This is a genomic window from Streptomyces sp. JJ36, assembly GCF_021696945.1.
Classification (GTDB): Bacteria; Actinomycetota; Actinomycetes; order Streptomycetales; family Streptomycetaceae; genus Streptomyces.
In genome coordinates this window covers 37,760-55,459 of record NZ_JACYHE010000038.1, presented here as the reverse complement: position 1 = coordinate 55,459, position 17,700 = coordinate 37,760, and the positions used below count along the sequence as shown (strand labels likewise).

General features: G+C 74.4%; 16 protein-coding genes. 13 read left to right on the top strand and 3 right to left on the bottom strand.

What is annotated here, in order from left to right; all coding sequences use genetic code 11:
- Positions 1 to 7: 7 nt before the first annotated feature.
- A complete protein-coding gene (locus HOY81_RS16100) occupies positions 8 to 1,375 on the bottom strand; it encodes a histidinol-phosphate transaminase (protein ID WP_237321105.1) in 1,368 nt (455 codons plus the stop codon).
- A 302-nt stretch (positions 1,376 to 1,677) separates the two neighbouring features.
- Here HOY81_RS16100 and HOY81_RS16095 point away from each other — a divergent pair, with 302 nt between their 5' ends.
- The 12 genes from HOY81_RS16095 (at position 1,678) to mmsB (ending at position 15,284) form a co-directional block, all read left to right on the top strand.
- Positions 1,678 to 2,406: an alpha/beta hydrolase family protein gene (locus HOY81_RS16095; protein ID WP_237321104.1), complete on the top strand. Its 729-nt coding sequence runs from the start codon at positions 1,678 to 1,680 to the stop codon at positions 2,404 to 2,406.
- A 137-nt stretch (positions 2,407 to 2,543) separates the two neighbouring features.
- On the top strand, positions 2,544 to 4,103 hold the full coding sequence (locus HOY81_RS16090; RefSeq protein WP_308341077.1) for a GMC family oxidoreductase: 1,560 nt from the start codon (positions 2,544 to 2,546) through the stop codon (positions 4,101 to 4,103).
- Positions 4,104 to 4,110: 7 nt separating this feature from the next.
- Positions 4,111 to 4,584, top strand: a complete 474-nt coding sequence (locus tag HOY81_RS16085) for a nitroreductase/quinone reductase family protein (protein WP_237321103.1) — start codon at positions 4,111 to 4,113, stop codon at positions 4,582 to 4,584.
- A gap of 245 nt (positions 4,585 to 4,829) precedes the next feature.
- A complete protein-coding gene (locus tag HOY81_RS16080; protein ID WP_237321102.1) occupies positions 4,830 to 5,342 on the top strand; it encodes a hypothetical protein in 513 nt (170 codons plus the stop codon).
- Positions 5,343 to 5,535: 193 nt separating this feature from the next.
- Entirely contained in the window at positions 5,536 to 6,213 is a 678-nt protein-coding gene (locus tag HOY81_RS16075; protein WP_237321101.1) for a class F sortase, read from the top strand.
- Between the two features lie 302 nt (positions 6,214 to 6,515).
- Positions 6,516 to 7,931: an aldehyde dehydrogenase family protein gene (locus tag HOY81_RS16070; RefSeq protein ID WP_237321100.1), complete on the top strand. Its 1,416-nt coding sequence runs from the start codon at positions 6,516 to 6,518 to the stop codon at positions 7,929 to 7,931.
- Between the two features lie 232 nt (positions 7,932 to 8,163).
- On the top strand, positions 8,164 to 9,321 hold the full coding sequence (locus HOY81_RS16065) for a mandelate racemase/muconate lactonizing enzyme family protein (protein WP_237321099.1): 1,158 nt from the start codon (positions 8,164 to 8,166) through the stop codon (positions 9,319 to 9,321).
- Positions 9,318 to 10,328: a zinc-binding dehydrogenase gene (locus HOY81_RS16060; RefSeq protein ID WP_237321098.1), complete on the top strand. Its 1,011-nt coding sequence runs from the start codon at positions 9,318 to 9,320 to the stop codon at positions 10,326 to 10,328. The genes HOY81_RS16065 and HOY81_RS16060 overlap by 4 nt, the downstream gene beginning before the upstream one ends.
- A gap of 50 nt (positions 10,329 to 10,378) precedes the next feature.
- Positions 10,379 to 11,362 carry a U32 family peptidase gene (locus HOY81_RS16055; RefSeq protein WP_237321097.1) on the top strand — a complete coding sequence of 328 codons (984 nt, stop codon included), beginning with the start codon at positions 10,379 to 10,381 and terminating at the stop codon, positions 11,360 to 11,362.
- A 3-nt stretch (positions 11,363 to 11,365) separates the two neighbouring features.
- Positions 11,366 to 12,490: a multiple monosaccharide ABC transporter substrate-binding protein gene (chvE, locus tag HOY81_RS16050; protein WP_237321096.1), complete on the top strand. Its 1,125-nt coding sequence runs from the start codon at positions 11,366 to 11,368 to the stop codon at positions 12,488 to 12,490.
- Between the two features lie 17 nt (positions 12,491 to 12,507).
- Positions 12,508 to 14,043 carry a multiple monosaccharide ABC transporter ATP-binding protein gene (gene mmsA, locus HOY81_RS16045; protein WP_272892885.1) on the top strand — a complete coding sequence of 512 codons (1,536 nt, stop codon included), beginning with the start codon at positions 12,508 to 12,510 and terminating at the stop codon, positions 14,041 to 14,043.
- Positions 14,044 to 14,051: 8 nt separating this feature from the next.
- Entirely contained in the window at positions 14,052 to 15,284 is a 1,233-nt protein-coding gene (gene mmsB, locus HOY81_RS16040) for a multiple monosaccharide ABC transporter permease (protein WP_237321094.1), read from the top strand.
- Positions 15,285 to 15,316: 32 nt separating this feature from the next.
- Here mmsB and HOY81_RS16035 read toward each other — a convergent pair whose 3' ends face one another.
- On the bottom strand, positions 15,317 to 16,168 hold the full coding sequence (locus HOY81_RS16035) for an SMP-30/gluconolactonase/LRE family protein (RefSeq protein ID WP_237321093.1): 852 nt from the start codon (positions 16,166 to 16,168) through the stop codon (positions 15,317 to 15,319).
- Positions 16,165 to 16,938: an IclR family transcriptional regulator gene (locus HOY81_RS16030; RefSeq protein ID WP_237321092.1), complete on the bottom strand. Its 774-nt coding sequence runs from the start codon at positions 16,936 to 16,938 to the stop codon at positions 16,165 to 16,167. Before HOY81_RS16030 ends, HOY81_RS16035 begins: the two co-directional genes overlap by 4 nt.
- Before the next feature lie 269 nt (positions 16,939 to 17,207).
- Here HOY81_RS16030 and HOY81_RS16025 point away from each other — a divergent pair, with 269 nt between their 5' ends.
- A complete protein-coding gene (locus HOY81_RS16025) occupies positions 17,208 to 17,690 on the top strand; it encodes a potassium channel family protein (protein ID WP_237321091.1) in 483 nt (160 codons plus the stop codon).
- Positions 17,691 to 17,700: the final 10 nt, after the last annotated feature.

Genomic DNA, 17,700 nt, shown 5'->3' with positions numbered 1-17,700 from the left:
TGCCGCCTCAGGCGGGGCAGCCCGGGCCCGGCCCGGGCCACCGGGCGGGGACGAGCGCCGGTGCGGGCGCCGGTGCGGGCGCGCAGGGGACCACAGCCGGGGCCGGCGGCAGCGGCCGCGGCCATGTCGTGGACGGAGCGGACGGTGAGGGGCCCGAGGACGCGCCGGGCGGAGCGACCGGCGACGGAACGGGCGGGGCCGCCGGCGCGGCACGTCCCGCACCCAGTTCGGCCCGCAACGCCGTCACCAACCGGTCGACGTCCTGCGCCGGGCGTACCACGAGCCGCAGGAACCGGCTGCTGCTGTTCAGCTTGTTGCCGCACTCGCGGACGAAGATGCCGTGCTCCGTCAGCAGGCGGTCGCGGAGCTCCACGCCGTCCACCCCCGCAGGCAGCCTCACCAGCAGGAAGTTGCCCTGCGACAGGAACACCACCAGCCCGGGCACGCCCGCCAGGGCGAGGGACATGTGGGACCGGTCGCGGGAGAGCAGCGTGAGACTCTGGCGGTACTGGGACGCGTACTCGCCCAGCAGGAAGACCACGGTCTCCGCGAAGGCGTTCAGGTTCCACTTCGGCAGCGCGTCCCGGACCGTGGCGGCCAGCGCCGGGTTGGCGACGAGATAGCCGAAGCGGACGCCGTGCAGTCCGAAGTTCTTGCCCAGGCTCTTCAGCACCACGACGTTGTGCCGCACACACGCCTCGTCCGCCACCGACGGCTCGGCTTCCGCGTCCACGAAGTCGATGAAGGACTCGTCGACCACCACCAGGTCCAGCGCCGCCAACTGGTCGAGCAGCCAGAGCACCTGGCTGCGGCGCAGGTAACCGCCGTCGGGATTGTTGGGATTGCAGAGCACGGCGACCCGGGAGCCGCGGCTGCGCACGAACCGGACGTACTCCGCCGGGTCCAGGGCGAAGTCCTGCTCCTCGCGCAGTGGGAACATGTCCACCCGCTTGCCGGTCTCCATCGGCTGGTCGGTCCAGCGGCCGAACGTCGGCACCGGCACCGCCAGGCTCTCCCGCACCAGCAGATGATCGATCCAGGTGATCAGCTCGGTGGAGCCGTTGCCCATCACCACCGTCTGCCGGTTCAGCCCCAGCACGCGGCAGAGCTCGGCCGTCACCGTGCCGGCGTCGCTGGGGTAGTACCGCAGGATCCGCTCCACGGAATCCCGCAGCCGGTCGAAGACCTCCGGCGGGGGGAAGTACGGGTTGCAGGGGATGCAGAAGTCCAGCCGGGGCCGCTCCGGCCGGGCGCCGGCGACCGTACCCGGCGGCCCGGTGGGGCGCGGGGCGCCGGCGAGGCGGTCGAGCGCGGCCCACGAGGGGCTGTGCGTCAGCGTGTCGAGGGCACCGGCTGCACCGGGAAGCGGGGACACGTCCGTGGGCCTCCTTGCTGGCGGGAACGCGAAGGTGCGGGCGGGGGAGGGGAGGGTCGCCCCGCCCGGCCGGTCAGCAGCATGCCGCGCCGTGGCGCACCGGTGCGGAATCTGTACGAGTCCGGGAAAGGCGGGGACTCCGGCGACCCGGTGTACTACGGTGCGCCGGCGCGGTCTGGGCGAGCCCCGGCTGTGCGGCCCCGGTGGCGGGTGCCGTCAGGGTGAACTCGGGGGCCGACCGGGGGAGTCACCGATGCCGCCGGCGCCCGGGGCGGCGACAGTGGGTGCCCGACGTCTCACCCGTGGAGGGACATCCCCATGCCTCGCGCCGCGCCCGGCGGTTCCGCCGCCTCGCTCTCCTGCTGACCGCCGTGCTCCTCACCGCCGCGGCCGGGCCCGCGGCGGCCGGGCCCGCGCCCGGCGCGCCACCCGGCGGTGGTCCCGGACGGCCGCGGGTCGTGGCGGAGCGCCACACCGGCGACCGCATCACCGACCTCACCCTGTACTCCCCGGCCCCCGGCGGCCCCGCCGGCGTACGGCTGCTCACGCCGGACGGCTGGCGCGACCGGGCCCGCGGCGGCCGCTGGCCCGCCCTGTACCTGCTGCCCGGCGGCGAGGGCGACCACCTGCCCTGGACCCGGGACTACGCCATCCAGGAGCTGCCCGCACTGCGGGACAGCCTCGTGGTGATGCCGGAGATGCCGCTGTACGGCTTCTCCTCCGACTGGTGGAACCACGGCGCCGGCGGCCCACCGCGGGTGGCGACCTTCCCTCTGGACGAGGTGGTCCCGCTCGTGGAAGGGCACTACGGCGCCGGGCCGCGGCGCGTGGTCGCCGGGCAGTCGCAGGGCGGCTTCGGCGCCCTCTCGTACGCCGCGCGGCGCCCCGGCATGTTCCGTGCGGCGGCCGGTTACAGCGGCTTCGTCCACCCGCTCCAGCATCCGCACGCCGTCCGCGCCGGCATGACCCACCTCGGGCTGGACTGGCTGGCGCTGTGGGGCCACCCCGAGCGGCAGCCGGCCCCCGCGTGACGTCGGGCGGCTCCCCGCGGCACCCCCGCGCCCAGGCCGTCCCTGCGGGGGCTCCGCCCCTCCGCGGTGACGCAAGCCTCAGCGGGGCCCCGGCGCGGGCCCGCCCGCACACCTGCGCCTCCACTACACTACCGGGAGTGACAGACAAGTCCGTCATCGTCATCGGCTCCGGCTTCGGCGGCAGTGTGGCCGCCCTCCGGCTGGCGGAGAAGGGGTATCGCGTCACGGTCCTGGAGGCCGGACGGCGCTTCCACGACACGGACTTCGCCGCCTCTTCGTGGCAGGTGCACCGCCTGCTGTGGGCGCCGTGGCTGGGCCTGACCGGCATCGTCCGGCTCCGGCTGCGCCGCCGCCTGCTCGCCCTGACCGGGATCGGCGTCGGCGGCGGGTCACTGGCCTACGCCGGCGTCCACCACCGGCCTGGGGCGGCAGCCTTCCGCGCCCCCGGCTGGGACCCGGCCGTGGACTGGGCGGCCGAACTCGCCCCGCACTACGCCACCGCCGAGCGCATGCTCGGCACCTCCGGGCCGCCCCCGCCCGACCCGGCCACGGTGGACGCGGAAGCCGCACTGCACCGGGCGGCCGAGACCCTCGGGCTGCCCGCCGGTCCCCACGCCGTGCGCACCGGCATCCACGTCGGCACCCCGGGCGTCCCGGAACCCGACCCCTACTTCTCCGGCCAGGGGCCGCCCCGCACCGGCTGCACGCAGTGCGCACGCTGCGTCCTCGGCTGCCGGGTCGGAGCCAAGAACACGCTGGTGAAGAACTACCTGTACCTCGCCGAGAAGCGCGGCGCCCGCATCCGCCCCCTGACCACCGCCACCGGCCTGCGCCCCCGCCCCGGCGGCGGCTGGGACGTCCACACCACCCGTACCGGACTCCCCATCCGCCGTACGGTCCTGAGAGCCGGTCAGGTCGTGCTGGCCGCCGGGGCCTGGGGCACCGCCGAACTCCTCCACCGTGCCCGCGCCGCCGGCGCCCTGCCCCGCCTCTCCCCGGCGCTGGGCACCCGCACCTGCACCAACCGCGAGGTACTCCTCGCCGTCTCCGCCCCCGGCTTCGACACCGGCCCCGGCGTCGCCATCCGGGCCGCCGTGCACGCCGGCGACGGCACGCTCGTCCAGCTCGCCCGGCTCGGGCGCGGCAGCAACCCCCTCGCGGCCGCCCTCACCCCCCTGCCCGGGCCCCGGCGCGCCCGTGCGCACCGCCCGCCGCTGCGGCACTTCGGGCGCCGTACGGCCCTGCTCCTCGCGATGGAGGGGCGCTCCTCCTCTCTGACCTCCCGCCACCGCCACGGCCGCCTGACCTTCCGTCACGCCGACGGTCCCGCCGAACCGGTACGGCTCCCCGCGGCCGAGGAGGTCGCCCGGGGCTACGCCGAGCAGCTCGGCGGGACCGCCCACACCTGGTGGCCGCAGCGGCTGCTGCGTCTGCCCTGCACCGCCCACCTGCTCGGCGGCTGCCCCCTCGGCACCGATCCGCGGACCAGCGTGGCCGACCCCTGGCACCGGGTGCACGGCCACCCGGGCCTGCACCTCGCCGACGCCTCCGTCGTCCCCGCCAACCTCGGCGGCAACCCCGCCCTCACCGTCACCGCCCTCGCCGAACGCGCCTTCGCGGCGTGGCCCCCCGCCGGCGCCCCCGGCGACCACCCCCCTCCGGGCCCGCCCCACCGTCCCGCCCGGTCTCCGGAGTAGCCCGCCGATGCCTCATCCGCTCCTCGTCCGCCTCGGCCGTACCCGGGCCTTCACCCGCCTGGCGCCCCACCTGCTGCCCCGCTGCGACCTGGCCGTCCACCGGCTGACCCGGGGCCGGTGGGTGCCCAGCAGCCTGTTCGTCCCCACCGTCGTCCTCACCACCACCGGCCACCGCACCGGGCTGCCCCGCAGCACGCCCCTCTGCGCCCACCCGGGCCCCGACGGAAGCTGGATCGTCGTGGGCAGCAACTTCGGCCTGCCCCGCCATCCGGCCTGGAGCACCAACCTCCTCCACCACCCGCAGGCCCGCCTCACGGCCGGCGGCCGCACGCGACCGGTCACCGCCCACCTGCTCTCCGAGGAGGAGAGGAACCGGCACCGCCACCGCATCCGTGCGGCCGTACCGGTGTACGACACCTACGCGGCCCGCGCGCAGCGCGACATCCGGGTCTTCCGGCTCGTCCCGCACCCGCACGCCTGACCCGCGTCCTGTGGTCCCGGGGCCACACGCCTGGCGGGGGTGCCGCAGGGTCGCCCCGTACGGGGGACGCGCCGCCCCGTGACCAGGCACTCCGCCCGCCGGCGCCGCACCGGGCGCGACCCGTGTGGGGGGACGCCCGGGATGCGGCCGCGCCGTGGACACGGTCGGCTGGGGGCGACGGCCGGTGCTGCCGTGGCCCTCCGCCCAGGGAGGCCCAGCGCCGTGCCGGTGGAGAGGAGTTATCCATGCGTGTCATCGGACGCGCCTCCGCCGTACTCGCGGCGGGGCTGTGTGCCGCGGCTCTCTCGGCTCCGGCCGCCGAGGCCGCACCCAGCGGTACCGGGCCCACGAACATCCAGGTCTTCCCGAAGGTCGTGAAGCAGGGCGGCACCCTCACGGTGACGGTCGACGGCACCGCCTGCCGGGACGGCAAGGGCTTCCACCACGCCTTCGTGGAGTCCGACGCGTTCCCGCGTACGCCCCTGAGACCCCTGAAGCACGAGGGCGCCGCGGTCGCCCACCCGAGGGTCTTCGACAAGGCCAGACCCGGCCTGCACAAGGTCACCGCCACCTGCGGCGGCAAGTCGATAACCGGCGGCACCTTCCGCGTCGTCCCGGCCAGGGGTGCCAAGGGCGGCCTCGGCGGCACCCAGGGCGGCGACTCCGCGCAGGTCGCCGCGGGTGCCGGGGCCCTGGCGGCCGCGGCGGCCGGCGGCGTGTACCTGATGCGGCGCCGCCGGAGCGGCGAAACCGCCTGACAGCTCCTGCGGACCGTGCGGACACCGCCGGCACACGCGGAAGGGTGCGTGCCGGCGGAGCGCGCCCGGACGCGGCAGGTCCGGGCGCGCACGGTGGAGCGCTCCCCGGCGGCGGTCCGCCGGGGGAGCGCCCTCCCGGGCGGTCACCGCTCCGTTCTGCCGCTCCGTCACGACGAGTCCCGGGAGTGAGGACATGGCACCCAGACGCCGGGCCCGCCCGGCCCGCGCCTCCGGGGCTCGGTGGGCCCTGGTCCTCGTCCTGCTCGGCCTCGGCGCCCTCCTGCTGCGGGGCGCCCTGGGCGACCCTCCGGGGCCGCCGCAGCCGCACTCCGACGGGGGCCGGAGCACCGTGAGCGCCAGCGGGCACCGGCAGTCGCCCGCCGCGTCCCCGGGAGCGGACGAGACCGCGGGGCCGCTGCCCGCCTCGCCCCCCACGCGCGTCGCCGCCCCGGCGATCGGCCTGGACGTTCCGGTGCGACCGGTGGGTCTGGACGTGGAGGGGTTCATCGAGCCGCCGCCGGCGCAGACGGACCTCGCGGGCTGGCTGCAGTCCAGCCCCACCCCCGGGGAGCGCGGGGCCTCCGTGCTCGCCGGGCATGTCGACAGCGACCGCGGCCCGGCCGTCTTCTACGGCCTCGGCGCGCTCCGGAAGGGCCATCGCGTCGAGGTCACCCGTGACGACGGCACCACCGCCGTCTTCCGCATCTACGGCGTGGAGGTCCACGCGCACGACGCCTTCCCCGCCGAACGGGTCTACGCCGGCACCGCACGCCCCGAGCTCCGCCTGCTGACCTGCGGCGGCAGCTACGACGCCGCGGCGGGCTACCGCGGCAACGTCGTCGTCTTCGCCCGTCTGGTCACCGCCCGCTGACCACACCCGGCCGGCGCCGGCAGCGGGCCCGCGCACCGCCGGTGGCGGACGCCGTCCGCCCCGGGACCACCCCGGGCCCCGCGGAGCCCCGTGGGGCCGGCGGCTCAGGGGTGCCCCATGGTCGATATTTCGAACATTGACCGATCCTCCGTACGTCGGTAGGTTGACCGCCGCGGCCCGGTGCCCCGCCCGCCCGGTGACCGCACGGCGCGCCGCGCCGCCCCCGGCTCCCGCCGCATCCCGCGCGGGGCGGTGGCCCCGGCGCCGCGGCCGGACATCCCCGACGCGAGAGGACACCCACCATGACGGTGCTGCACGGCATCGACGCCCGCAGTGGCGAACGGCTCGACGACCCCGTCCCGGCCTCCTCCGGCGAGCAGGTGCGGGAGGCCTGCGCCGCCGCCGAGGACGCCGCCGCCGCTCTGGCCCGGCTGCCGGCGGCCGCCCGTGCCCGGCTGCTGGAACAAGTCGCGGAGGCGCTGGACGAGGCCGGCCCCGGGCTGGTCGCCCTCGCGGACACCGAGACCGCACTCGGGTCCGGCCCCCTGACCGCCGAACTCACCCGCGCCACCAACCAGTTGCGGCTGCTCGCCACCGAGGTGCAGCGGGAGGACTTCGCCGCTCCCCGGTGGGAGGAGGGCGCCTTCGCGCGGATGCTCAGCCCCGTCGGGCCGGTCGCCGTGTACGCCGCGAGCAACTTCCCCTTCGCCCTCTCGGTCGCGGGGTCGGACACCGCCGCCGCGCTCGCCGCCGGCTGCCCCGTCGTGGTCAAGGCGCACCCCGGTCACCCGCTGACCTCCCGCCGCACCGGCGAGGTGGCCGGCGCGGCGCTGCGCGACGCCGGGGCGCCCGACGGGACGTTCGCCGTGCTGCACGGCATGGAGGCCGGTACGGCCCTGATCCGGGACCCGCGCATCAGGGCGGCGGCCTTCACCGGGTCCCGGGCGGGGGGCCGGGCGCTCTTCGACGCGGCGGCCGCGCGCCCCGATCCCATCCCGTTCTACGGCGAGCTCGGCAGCGTCAACCCGGTCTTCGTCACCGAGGCCGCCGTACGGGCCCGCGGCGAGGAACTCGTGCAGGGCTACCTCACCTCGCTGACCCGCTACCACGGTCAGCTCTGCACGAACCCCGGGGTCCTGCTGCTCCCTTCCGGGCACGGGCTGACCGAGCCCCTGCGGAAGGCCGTGGGCGGCGCGGAGCCCGCGCCGATGCTCAACGCGCGCATCCTGGAGAACTACCGTGCGGGCCTGGAGCGGCTCTCCCGTTCGGCCGCCGGTCTGGCCGCCGTCCCGGACGGGCCGCACCTGTTCACCACCACCGCGGCCGAGTTCCGTGCCCGCCCCGAACTCGCGGAGGAGTGCTTCGGGCCCGCGGGTCTCGTGGTCGAGTACGCCTCCCGGGACGAGGCGCTGGAACTCGCCCGCGACCTGCCCGGCTCGCTCACCGCGACCCTGCACGCGGAGGAGGGTGACCCGGAGGACGAGACGTTCGCCCGCGAGCTGCTTCCCGTGCTGACGCGCCGGGCCGGGCGTGTGGTGTGGAACGGCTGGCCGACGGGTGTCGCGGTCAACCGCACGATGCACCACGGCGGCCCGTGGCCCGCCACCACGGGCGCCCAGTTCACCTCCATCGGTACCGAGTCGGTGCGGCGCTTCCAGGTCCCGGTGGTCTACCAGGGCGTCCCGGAGCGGCTGCTGCCCGGCCCGCTGCGGCGGTGACTCCCGCCCGCCGGCGCCCCGTCGTCCCGAGCGGACGGCGGGGCGGCCGCGTGCTGCCCGGGGCCGGCCGTACCGCCGCATCCGGCGCCCGGGCGGCGCGAAGCCGCTGACCGGGCGATTCCCCCGGTGCGGCAGGTGCGCGACCCATTGACACCGGGGGAGGCCCCGCATACATTCTGGCCAACATTTCGAACGTTGTACGAAATCTCGAACAGATAGGACGGGGTGCCCCGTGCGGATCACCGGAATCACCACCCATGTCGTCGGCACGCCCTGGCGGAACCTCACCCATGTCCGGGTCCACACCGACGAGGGCCTCACCGGCGTGGGCGAGACCCGCATGCTCGGCCACACCGACGCCCTGCTCGGGTACTTGCGCGAGGCCGAACGGAACCACATCGCCGGCTCCGACCCGTTCGCCGTCGAGGACCTCGTCCGCCGCATGAAGTACGGCGACTACGGGCGGGCCGGAGAGATCGTCATGTCCGGGATCGCCTGCGTGGAGACGGCCTGCTGGGACATCAAGGGCAAGGCGCTCGGCGTTCCCGTCTGGCAGCTCCTCGGCGGCCGGGTCACCGACCGGGTCAAGGCCTACGCCAACGGCTGGTACACCACCGAGCGCACCCCGGAGGCGTACCACGCCGCGGCCCGGCGGGTCGTCGAACGCGGCTATCGTGCCCTGAAGATCGACCCCTTCGGCACCGGGCACCTCGAACTCGACCACGAGAAGACCCGGTACGCCGTCTCGCTCATCGAGGCCGTCCGCGACGCGATCGGCCCCGAGTGCGAGCTGATGCTGGAGATGCACGGCCGGTTCAGCCCGGCGACGGCCGTGCGGCTGGCCAGGGAGATGGCGCCCTTCGCCCCCGCCTGGATCGAGGAACCGGTTCCCCCGGAGAACCTCAAGGCCCTCACCAAGGTGGCGCAGAAGGTGGACCTCCCCATCGCCACCGGCGAGCGCATCCACGACCGCATCGAGTTCCGGGAGCTGTTCGAGTCGCAGGCCGCCGACGTCGTCCAGCCCGACCTGGGCCACCTCGGCGGGATCGCGGAGACCCGGAAGCTCGCGGCCACCGCCGAGACCCACTACGTGCTCGTCGCCCCGCACAACGTCGGCGGGCCGGTGCTCACCGCCGCCTCGCTCCAGCTCGCCGGCTGCACCCCCAACTTCAAGATCCTCGAGCACTTCAACGACTTCGCCGACGCGGAGATCACCCATGTCGTCAAGGGCGCGCCCCGGGTCGTGGACGGCTACTTCGAACTGCCGGACACGCCCGGCCTCGGCGTGGAGCTCGACACCGACGCCGCCGCCGAGTTCCCCCAGCAGCAGGCCCGCTTCGACCTGTGGGCGGAAGGCTGGGAGAAGCGCGACCCGAAGTCCCCGTCATGACCGCCGTCGTCCTGGACGCACCCGGCGCCTTCCGGCTGACCGAGACCCCGCCCACCGCGCCGGGCCCCGGCGAGGTCCTGGTCGCGGTGCACGCCTGCGGCGTCTGCGGCAGCGACCGCGAACTCTGGCACGGCACCCGGCCCGACGGCTATGTCCGCTACCCGGTGACGCCCGGCCACGAGTGGTCCGGCACCGTCCAGGCGGCCGGCGAGGGAGTCACCCCCGACCTGGTCGGCCGGAAGGTCGTCGGGGAAGGCTTCCGCAACTGCCAGACCTGCGACCGCTGCCGCGCCGGCGACACCACCCTGTGCACCGCCGGATACGACGAGACCGGCTTCACCCGCCCCGGGGCCATGGCGGACACCCTCACCCTGCCCGCCCGGCTGGTCCACACGCTGCCCGACGACGCGGACCTGACGGCCGCCGCACTGCTGGAACCGGCCGCCTGCAGCGCGGCCGCCGCCCTCGAGGCCGGCCTGCGCCCCGGGGAGCGGGCGGCGGTGGTCGGCGACGGCACCCTGGGGCTGACCGCCCTGCAGTTCCTCGCCGCGATGTCACCGGCCGAACTGCTGCTCGTCGGCGGCAGCCGCCACCGGGCGGACCTGGCCCGGTCCCTGGGCGCCGGGGTCTTCCGCACCAAGGACGATCCGCCCGGCCCCGACCGGGCCGGATACGACGTGGTGGTGGAGACGGCCGGGGCGCCCGCCTCCGCGCAGGCCGCCGCCGCCCTGCTGCGCCGCGGCGGGCGGCTCGTCCTGACCGGCATCCCCGGCCCGGGAGCCGCCGGCCTCGACCCGGCCGACCTGGTGGTCCGGCGCATCGAGGTGCGCACCGTCTTCGGTGCTCCACCACGCGCCTGGTCGCACGCCGTCCGCGCCTTCCGGACGGGACTGCTCCGCACCACCCCCCTGATCACCCACCGCAAGCCGCTCACGGACTCCGGGGCCGCGATCGCCCTCGTCGGCTCCGCCGATCCCGCGGTCGGCAAGGTCCTGCTGCACCCCTGACCTCCCGGCCCGCAGACACCCCCCTGTACCCCGCACCACCGAGGAGCTTCATGGCCCACCCCACCCCGCCCCCGGACCACGGCACGCGACGTCCCGCCGCGGCCGCCCTGGAACGCATCGGCCACCCGGCCCCCGCCGAGGACCCCGCCCACGCGTCGCCGTACGCCTTCCCGGACGGCGGCACCTGGCGCACGGAGATCCCCTCGGTCGAGGGCCCCGAGGCCCTGGCGACCGTGCTCAAGGAGACGACCCGGCTGGACGTGCCCGTGCACCGGATCAGCCAGGGCAGCGGCGTGTGGATGCTCACCGACGCCGAGATCACCGAGATGGTCGACGCCTGCGCCGAACGGGCCGTGGAGCTGTGCCTGTTCACCGGGCCCCGCGGCAACTGGGACATCGGCGCCGCCACCCGCACCCCCTCCGGCGGCGGCGGGCTGCGCGCCCGGGGCGAGGGCGCGGTCGCCGGATGTGTCGAGGACGCGCTGCGCGCCGCGGAACTCGGCGTGCGGTGCCTGCTCGTCGCCGACGAGGGCGTGCTCTGGACGCTGCACCGGCTGCGTGCGGCCGGGACGCTGCCGTCCGCGATGACCTTCAAGGTCTCGGCGCTGGTCGGCCCGGTGAACCCGGCGTCGTACGCGGTCTGGGAAGGTCTCGGCGCCGACTCCCTCAACATCCCCTCCGACCTGTCCCTGGAACAGATCGCCGAGATCCGGCGGGTGAGCCCCGCGCCCATGGACCTGTACGTCGAGGCCCCCGACGACCTCGGCGGCTTCGTGCGCATGTACGAGGCGGCGGAACTGATCCGTCGCGGCGCACCGATCTACCTGAAGTTCGGCCTGAGCCGAGCACCCGGCATCTACCCGTACGGCAGCCACCTGCGTGACGTGACGCTGGACACCGCCCGCGAGCGGGTGCGCCGCGGCCGGCTCGCCCTCGACCTGCTGGCCCGGCACGGCGCGGACGGCGGCATGTCCCCCGTCGGCCGGCACGAACCCGGAGCACTGCGGCGTTTCCCGCTGCCGGAGAGGAGCTGAACCATGCGCAACCCCATACGACCGCACACCCGCACCGCACCGGCGGCGGCCGTCGCCGCGGCCCTGGTGCTCGCCGGATCACTGACCGCCTGCGGTCAGGAGGCCCGGGGCGGCAGCCGCTACGAGCCCGAGGGCGGCAAGGGCTCCACCGTCGGCATCGCCATGCCGACCAAGTCCTCCCAGCGGTGGATCACCGACGGCAGGAACATGGCCGAGAAGTTCCAGAGCGCCGGCTACAAGACGGACCTGCAGTACGGCGACGACAAGGTGGAGAACCAGGTCGCCCAGCTCGAGAACATGATCACCAAGGGTCACGAGCTCCTGGTCGTCGCCGCCATCGACGGCTCCGCCCTCACCAACGTCCTCCAGCGGGCCGAGGACGCCGGCATCAAGGTCATCGCCTACGACCGGCTCATCATGGGCACCGAGAACGTCGACGCCTACGCCTCCTTCGACAACGAACGCGTCGGTGAACTCCAGGCCCGCTACCTCGTCGAGGCTCTGGGGCTCGAGAAGAACAAGGGCGAGAAGTTCACCCTCGAGCTGTTCGCCGGATCGCCCGACGACAACAACACCCGCTACTTCTGGAACGGCGCGATGCAGGTGCTGCACCCCTACCTCGAGCGGGGGCGGCTCGTCGTCCGCAGCGGGCAGACGAAGATGAACCAGGCCACCACTCTGCGCTGGGACGGCGGCAAGGCCCAGAAGCGCATGGACGACCTGCTCAGCAGGCACTACGGCAGCACCGACATCGATGCCGTGCTCTCCCCCTACGACGGCATCTCGATCGGTGTCATCTCCGCGCTCCGGAGCGCCGGCTACGGCACCGAGGAGCAGCCGTTCCCCGTGGTGACCGGGCAGGACGCGGAGCTGGCCTCCATCAAGTCGATCCTGGCGGGGCGGCAGACCCAGACCGTCTTCAAGGACACCCGCAAGCTCGCCGCGCAGGCCGTGCAGATGGGCGACGCCCTGCTCAACGACCGGAAGCCGGAGTTCAACAACACCACCGACTACGACAACGGCAAGAAGACCGTCCCCGCCTACCTGCTCAAGCCGGTGAGCATCGACAAGTCCAACGTCCGCCTGCTCGTCGACGAGGGCTACTACACCGAGGAGCAGCTCACGTGACCCGCCCGGTACTCCAGATGCGCGGGATCACCAAGACCTTCCCCGGCGTCACGGCCCTGGCCGGGGTCGACCTGACCGTGCAGGCAGGCGAGATCCACGCGGTGTGCGGCGAGAACGGCGCCGGCAAGTCCACCCTGATGAAGGTCCTCAGCGGCGTCCACCCGCACGGCAGCTACGAGGGCGAGATCCTGTTCGACGGCGAGCCGGTCGCCTTCCGTGACATCGGGGCCAGCGAGCGGCGCGGCATCGTCATCATCCACCAGGAACTCGCGCTCGTCCCCCACCTCTCCCTGGCCGAGAACATCTTCCTCGGCAACGAGCACGCCTCCCGCGGCATCATCCGCTGGAGCGAGACGCTGCGGCACGCGGACCGGTTGCTCCGGCGCGTCGGGCTGCCGGACAACCCGGCCACCCGCGTCGCCGACGTGGGTGTGGGCAAGCAGCAGCTCGTCGAGATCGCCAAGGCGCTCGCGAAGCAGGTGAGACTGCTGATCCTCGACGAGCCGACCGCCGCCCTCAACGACGAGGACAGCAGCAACCTCCTCGACCTCATCCTCGGCCTCCGCGAGCAGGGCATCGCCTGCATCGTCATCTCCCACAAACTGGACGAGATCCGCCGGATCGCCGACACCGTCACCATCCTGCGTGACGGCCGCAGCGTGGAGACCCTGCCCGTGCGGGAGACGCCGGGCGCCGCACCGAGCCTGCCGGAAGACCGCATCATCCGCGGGATGGTGGGCCGGGACCTGGAGAACCGCTTCCCGGAACGCACCCCCTACACCGGCGAGGGGGCCGGCCGGACGGCGCTGGAGGTCTCCGGCTGGACCGTGCGGCACCCCCTGGACCACCAGCGCAAGGTCGTCGACGACGTCTCCCTCCACGTGGGGCGCGGTGAGATCGTCGGCGTCGCGGGGCTGATGGGCGCCGGCCGCACGGAGCTGGCGATGAACGTCTTCGGGCGCAGCTACGGCATCCACGACGGCGGCACGGTCGCCGTGAACGGCCGGAGGGTGCGGACCAGGACGGTGCCGGAGGCCATCGCGCACGGCATCGCCTACGTCACCGAGGACCGCAAGACCTACGGGCTCAACCTCATCGACACCGTCCACCGCAACGTCTCGCTCACCTCGCTGCCCGCGCTCGCCCGGCGCGGAGTCGTCGACGAGCACGCCGAGCGGCGGGTCGCCGAGGAGTACCGGACGTCGATGAACATCAAGACGCCCACCGTCTTCGAACAGGTCCAGCGGCTCAGCGGCGGCAACCAGCAGAAGGTGGTGCTGAGCCGGTGGATCCACGCCGGCCCGGAGGTGCTGATCCTCGACGAGCCGACCCGCGGCATCGACGTCGGCGCCAAGTACGAGATCTACGCCGTCATCGCGCGGCTGGCCGCGGAGGGCAAGGCCGTGCTCTTCATCTCCTCCGAGCTGCCCGAACTGCTGGGCATGTGCGACCGGATCTACACCATGGCCGCGGGACGGCTGACCGGTGAGATCCCCCGCGAGGACGCCACCCAGGAAGTGCTCATGCGCCATATGACCATGGACAGGAACTGAGGCCCGCCATGACCGCAACCGAAACCCGCACGCCCGCGCCACCCCCGCCGCCGGCCTCCTCCCACCGGCCCGCCGTGCGCATCCTGCTGGACGCCGCGCGCACCAACATGCGCCAGTACGGCATGCTCGTCGCCCTCGGCCTGATCGTGGTGCTCTTCCAGGTCTGGACCGACGGCACACTGCTGCTGCCGAACAACGTCTCCAACCTGATCCAGCAGAACAGCTACATCCTGATCCTCGCCATGGGCATGATGGTGGTGATCATCGCCGGTCACATCGACCTCTCCGTGGGGTCGCTGGCCGCGTTCGTCGGCGCCGTCGCCGCCGTCATGATGGTCCGGCACGACATGCCGTGGGTCCTCGCCCTGATCCTGTCGCTGCTGATCGGTGCGGTGGCGGGCGCCTGGCAGGGGTTCTGGATCGCCTACGTCGGCATCCCGTCCTTCATCGTGACCCTGGCCGGCATGCTGCTGTTCCGCGGCGCCACCCAGATCGTCCTCGAGGGACGGTCCGTGGCCCCGTTCCCGCACGGCTTCCAGGAGATCGCGCAGGGCTTCCTCCCCGAGATGGGGCCCTACACCCAGTACCACAACCCCACTCTGCTGCTGGGTCTGCTGGTGATCGCCGTGCTGCTGGTCCAGCAGTGGCGCGACCGGCGCCGCCAGGCGGCCTACGAGCTCGACGTGCTGCCGTTCGACCTGTTCGTGCTCAAGTGCGTGGCGATCACCGCCGCCGTGGTCGCCGTCACCCTGACGCTCGCCAGCTACCACGGCGTCCCCGTGGTGCTGCTCATCCTCTGCGGGCTGCTGCTCGCCCTGGGCTACGTGATGCGCAACGCCGTGATCGGCCGGCACGTCTACGCGCTCGGCGGGAACAAGGCCGCGGCCAAGCTCTCCGGAGTCCGCGACCGGCGCGTCACCTTCCTCGTCTTCGTCAACATGGGCATGCTCGCCGCGCTCGCCGGCTGCGTGTACGCCGCACGCCTGAACGCCGCCACCCCGCAGGCCGGGCTCATGTTCGAACTGGAGGCCATCGCGGCGGCCTTCATCGGCGGCGCCTCGATGAGCGGCGGCGTCGGAACGGTGCTGGGCGCCGTCATCGGCGGGCTGGTCCTGGGCGTGCTCAACAACGGCATGTCGCTGGTCGGCATCGGCACCGACTACCAGCAGGTCATCAAGGGGCTCGTGCTGCTCGCCGCCGTCGGCTTCGACGTGTGGAACAAGCGCCGCGCCGGCTCCTGAACCGGCCGCGGACCCCGGCGGCGGGGCCTGGTTCAGCCGGCGAAGGCCGGCTGCACCAGGCCCCGTCCCGCTCCGGGGAGCACCAGCACCGACCCGGCGTGCGGATGCGGGTCCGTGTCCCCCTCGCGGGCCGTGGTGATGTACAGGTCGCTCAGGTCCGCACCGCCGAAGGCGCAGGCCGTCGGACGGCGCACCGGCAGCGGGACGGTGCGGTCCAGCCGGCCGTCCGGGGTGTACCGGCGGACCGCGCCGCCGTCCCAGAGGGCCACCCAGACGCAGCCGTCGGCGTCCACGCACAGCCCGTCCGGGAACCCGGCGCCCCGCTCGATCACCGCCAGCGTCCGGCGGGCGCCGAGCCCGGGGCCGTCCCCGCTGCGGAAGACGTCGATGCGCCGCGTCGGGGAGTCGACGTAGTACATCAGCCGGCCGTCCGGGCTCCAGCCCGTCCCGTTGGACACGGTCACGTCGTCCAGCACGGTGACCGCCGAACCGTCCGGTGCGACCCGGGTCAGCCTGCCGCCCCCCGGCGCCTCGTCGTACCGCATCGTGCCGGCCCAGAGCGCGCCGTCCGGGGCGACGGCGGCGTCGTTCCCCCGCCGGCCCGGCGCGGGATCGTGCACCAGCCAGGAGAGGCCGCCGCCGGGGTCCCGCAGCGCCACGCCGTCCCGCAGGTTGAGCACCAGGCCGCGGCCGCCGGTCCGGGGCCGGGCCGCCCCCACGTGCTGCGGGGTGCACAGGACCGTCCGGCGGCCGTCGGCCGGGTCGAAGCCGTGCACGCGGCCGGCGAGGATGTCCACCCAGAGCAGCACCCGGGCCTCGGCGTCCCACACCGGACCCTCGCCCAGCCGCGCCTTCTCCCGTACGGCGATCTCGGTACCGGTCACGGGGCGCCCCGGTGGCCGAGCCGGCCCGAGAGCTCGCCGGCCCCCTTGACCGCCAGTTCCTCCAGCCCTGGGCGCCGTTCCCGCGCCCAGCGGATGGTCGGCACGGAGATGCTCAGCGCCGCCACCACCTCCCCGGCGGCGTCCCGCACGGGCGCGGCCACACAGCTCACGTCCGGGTTCGACTCCTTCTCCTCCACGGCGACGCCCCGCCGGCGCACCTCCGCCAGGTGCCGCCGCAGCTCCCGCGGCGCGGTGATGCTGTTCTCCGTCATCGCCCGCAGCGGGCGGTCGTCGGGGATCCGGGCGTCCAGCTCCTGCGGCGGGAGCATGGCGAGCAGCATCTTCCCCACGGCGGTGCAGTGCGCGGGGAGCCGGCGTCCCGCGGCCGAGACCATCCGCACCGCGTGCGTGCTGTCCACCTTCGCGATGTAGATGACGTCGGTGTCCTCCAGGATCGCGACGTGGACCGTCTCCCCGCAGGTCTGCGCGACGTCGAAGGCGACCTGCTGCCCCTCGGCGGCGAGGTCGAGCTGCTCGGCGTACTGGCTGCCGAGCTGGTAGTTCCGTACGCCCAGCCGGTACCGTCCGGGCTGGCCGGACGCCGGCGTCAGGTAGCCGCGTGCGGTGAGGGTGCTCACCAGCTCGTGCACCGTGGTCCGCGGCAGGTCCAGTTTCCGGGTGATCTCGGGCGGGGAGAGCGTGCCGTCGCCGTCGAGGAAGAGTTCGAGGATGTCCAGAGCCCGGGACACCGCCGGAACCTGCCGTCCCATGCCGCCACCGCCTCTCTCGTCTGTTCGGTATAGCGGACTTCGGTCGAGATGGCGAACAGCCTAGTGTCGCTGCCGGATCGCCGTCCATCGCCTGGTGCCGTCCGCTGCCCGCGGTGACGCCGCGGCGACCGCTCCTCGGCGCCCACACCCGTACGTTCCCGCCCCCCCCCGGCACCGTGTGTCGTGCCCGGGCCGGACGGCTCCGGATGCGTATTCTTCGGCCGGCGTAGCGCCGCACACCGCCACCCGGAGCCCGAGGGAGTGCCGCCGTGCTGTCCTCCGTCGCACTGCTGTGGAGACGCTTCCGGGGCTCCCCCTGGTGGCGGCACGTCCATCTGCGCGCCGCCGTCGGTGCGGCCCTCGCCGCCCTGCTGACGGTGCTCGGCAGCGCCGCAGCGATCGTCCCGCTGGAGCGCGACGCGCCGGACGCCACCCTCACCTCCTTCCCCCGGGCGCTGTGGTGGGCCGTCGAGACCGCGACGACGGTCGGCTACGGCGACATCTACCCGGTGACGCCGGGCGGCCGGCTCCTCGCCACCCTGGTCATGCTCGTCGGCATCACCACCTTCAGCCTGGTCACCGCCGCCCTCGCCACCTGGTTCGTGGGCCGGGCGGCCCGCGACCTGCACCGGATGGGAGCCGTGCTCCGCGGCATCCGCCGGGAGCACAGCGAGGAACTCGCCGACCAGATGCGCACCCTGCACGCCCGGTTCGACCGCCTGGAACAACGCATGGAGGACCGCCGGCCCTGAGCGGCCGGGC

Coding starts and splice junctions, on each gene's coding strand:
- HOY81_RS16070 (WP_237321100.1), top strand. CDS start 6,516: ATGACGGTGCTGCACGGCATCGACGCCCGCAGTGGCGAACGGCTCGAC.
- mmsA (WP_272892885.1), top strand. CDS start 12,508: ATGCGCGGGATCACCAAGACCTTCCCCGGCGTCACGGCCCTGGCCGGG.
- mmsB (WP_237321094.1), top strand. CDS start 14,052: ATGACCGCAACCGAAACCCGCACGCCCGCGCCACCCCCGCCGCCGGCC.
- HOY81_RS16080 (WP_237321102.1), top strand. CDS start 4,830: ATGCGTGTCATCGGACGCGCCTCCGCCGTACTCGCGGCGGGGCTGTGT.
- HOY81_RS16060 (WP_237321098.1), top strand. CDS start 9,318: ATGACCGCCGTCGTCCTGGACGCACCCGGCGCCTTCCGGCTGACCGAG.
- HOY81_RS16075 (WP_237321101.1), top strand. CDS start 5,536: ATGGCACCCAGACGCCGGGCCCGCCCGGCCCGCGCCTCCGGGGCTCGG.
- HOY81_RS16085 (WP_237321103.1), top strand. CDS start 4,111: ATGCCTCATCCGCTCCTCGTCCGCCTCGGCCGTACCCGGGCCTTCACC.
- HOY81_RS16055 (WP_237321097.1), top strand. CDS start 10,379: ATGGCCCACCCCACCCCGCCCCCGGACCACGGCACGCGACGTCCCGCC.
- HOY81_RS16030 (WP_237321092.1), bottom strand. CDS start 16,938: ATGGGACGGCAGGTTCCGGCGGTGTCCCGGGCTCTGGACATCCTCGAA.
- chvE (WP_237321096.1), top strand. CDS start 11,366: ATGCGCAACCCCATACGACCGCACACCCGCACCGCACCGGCGGCGGCC.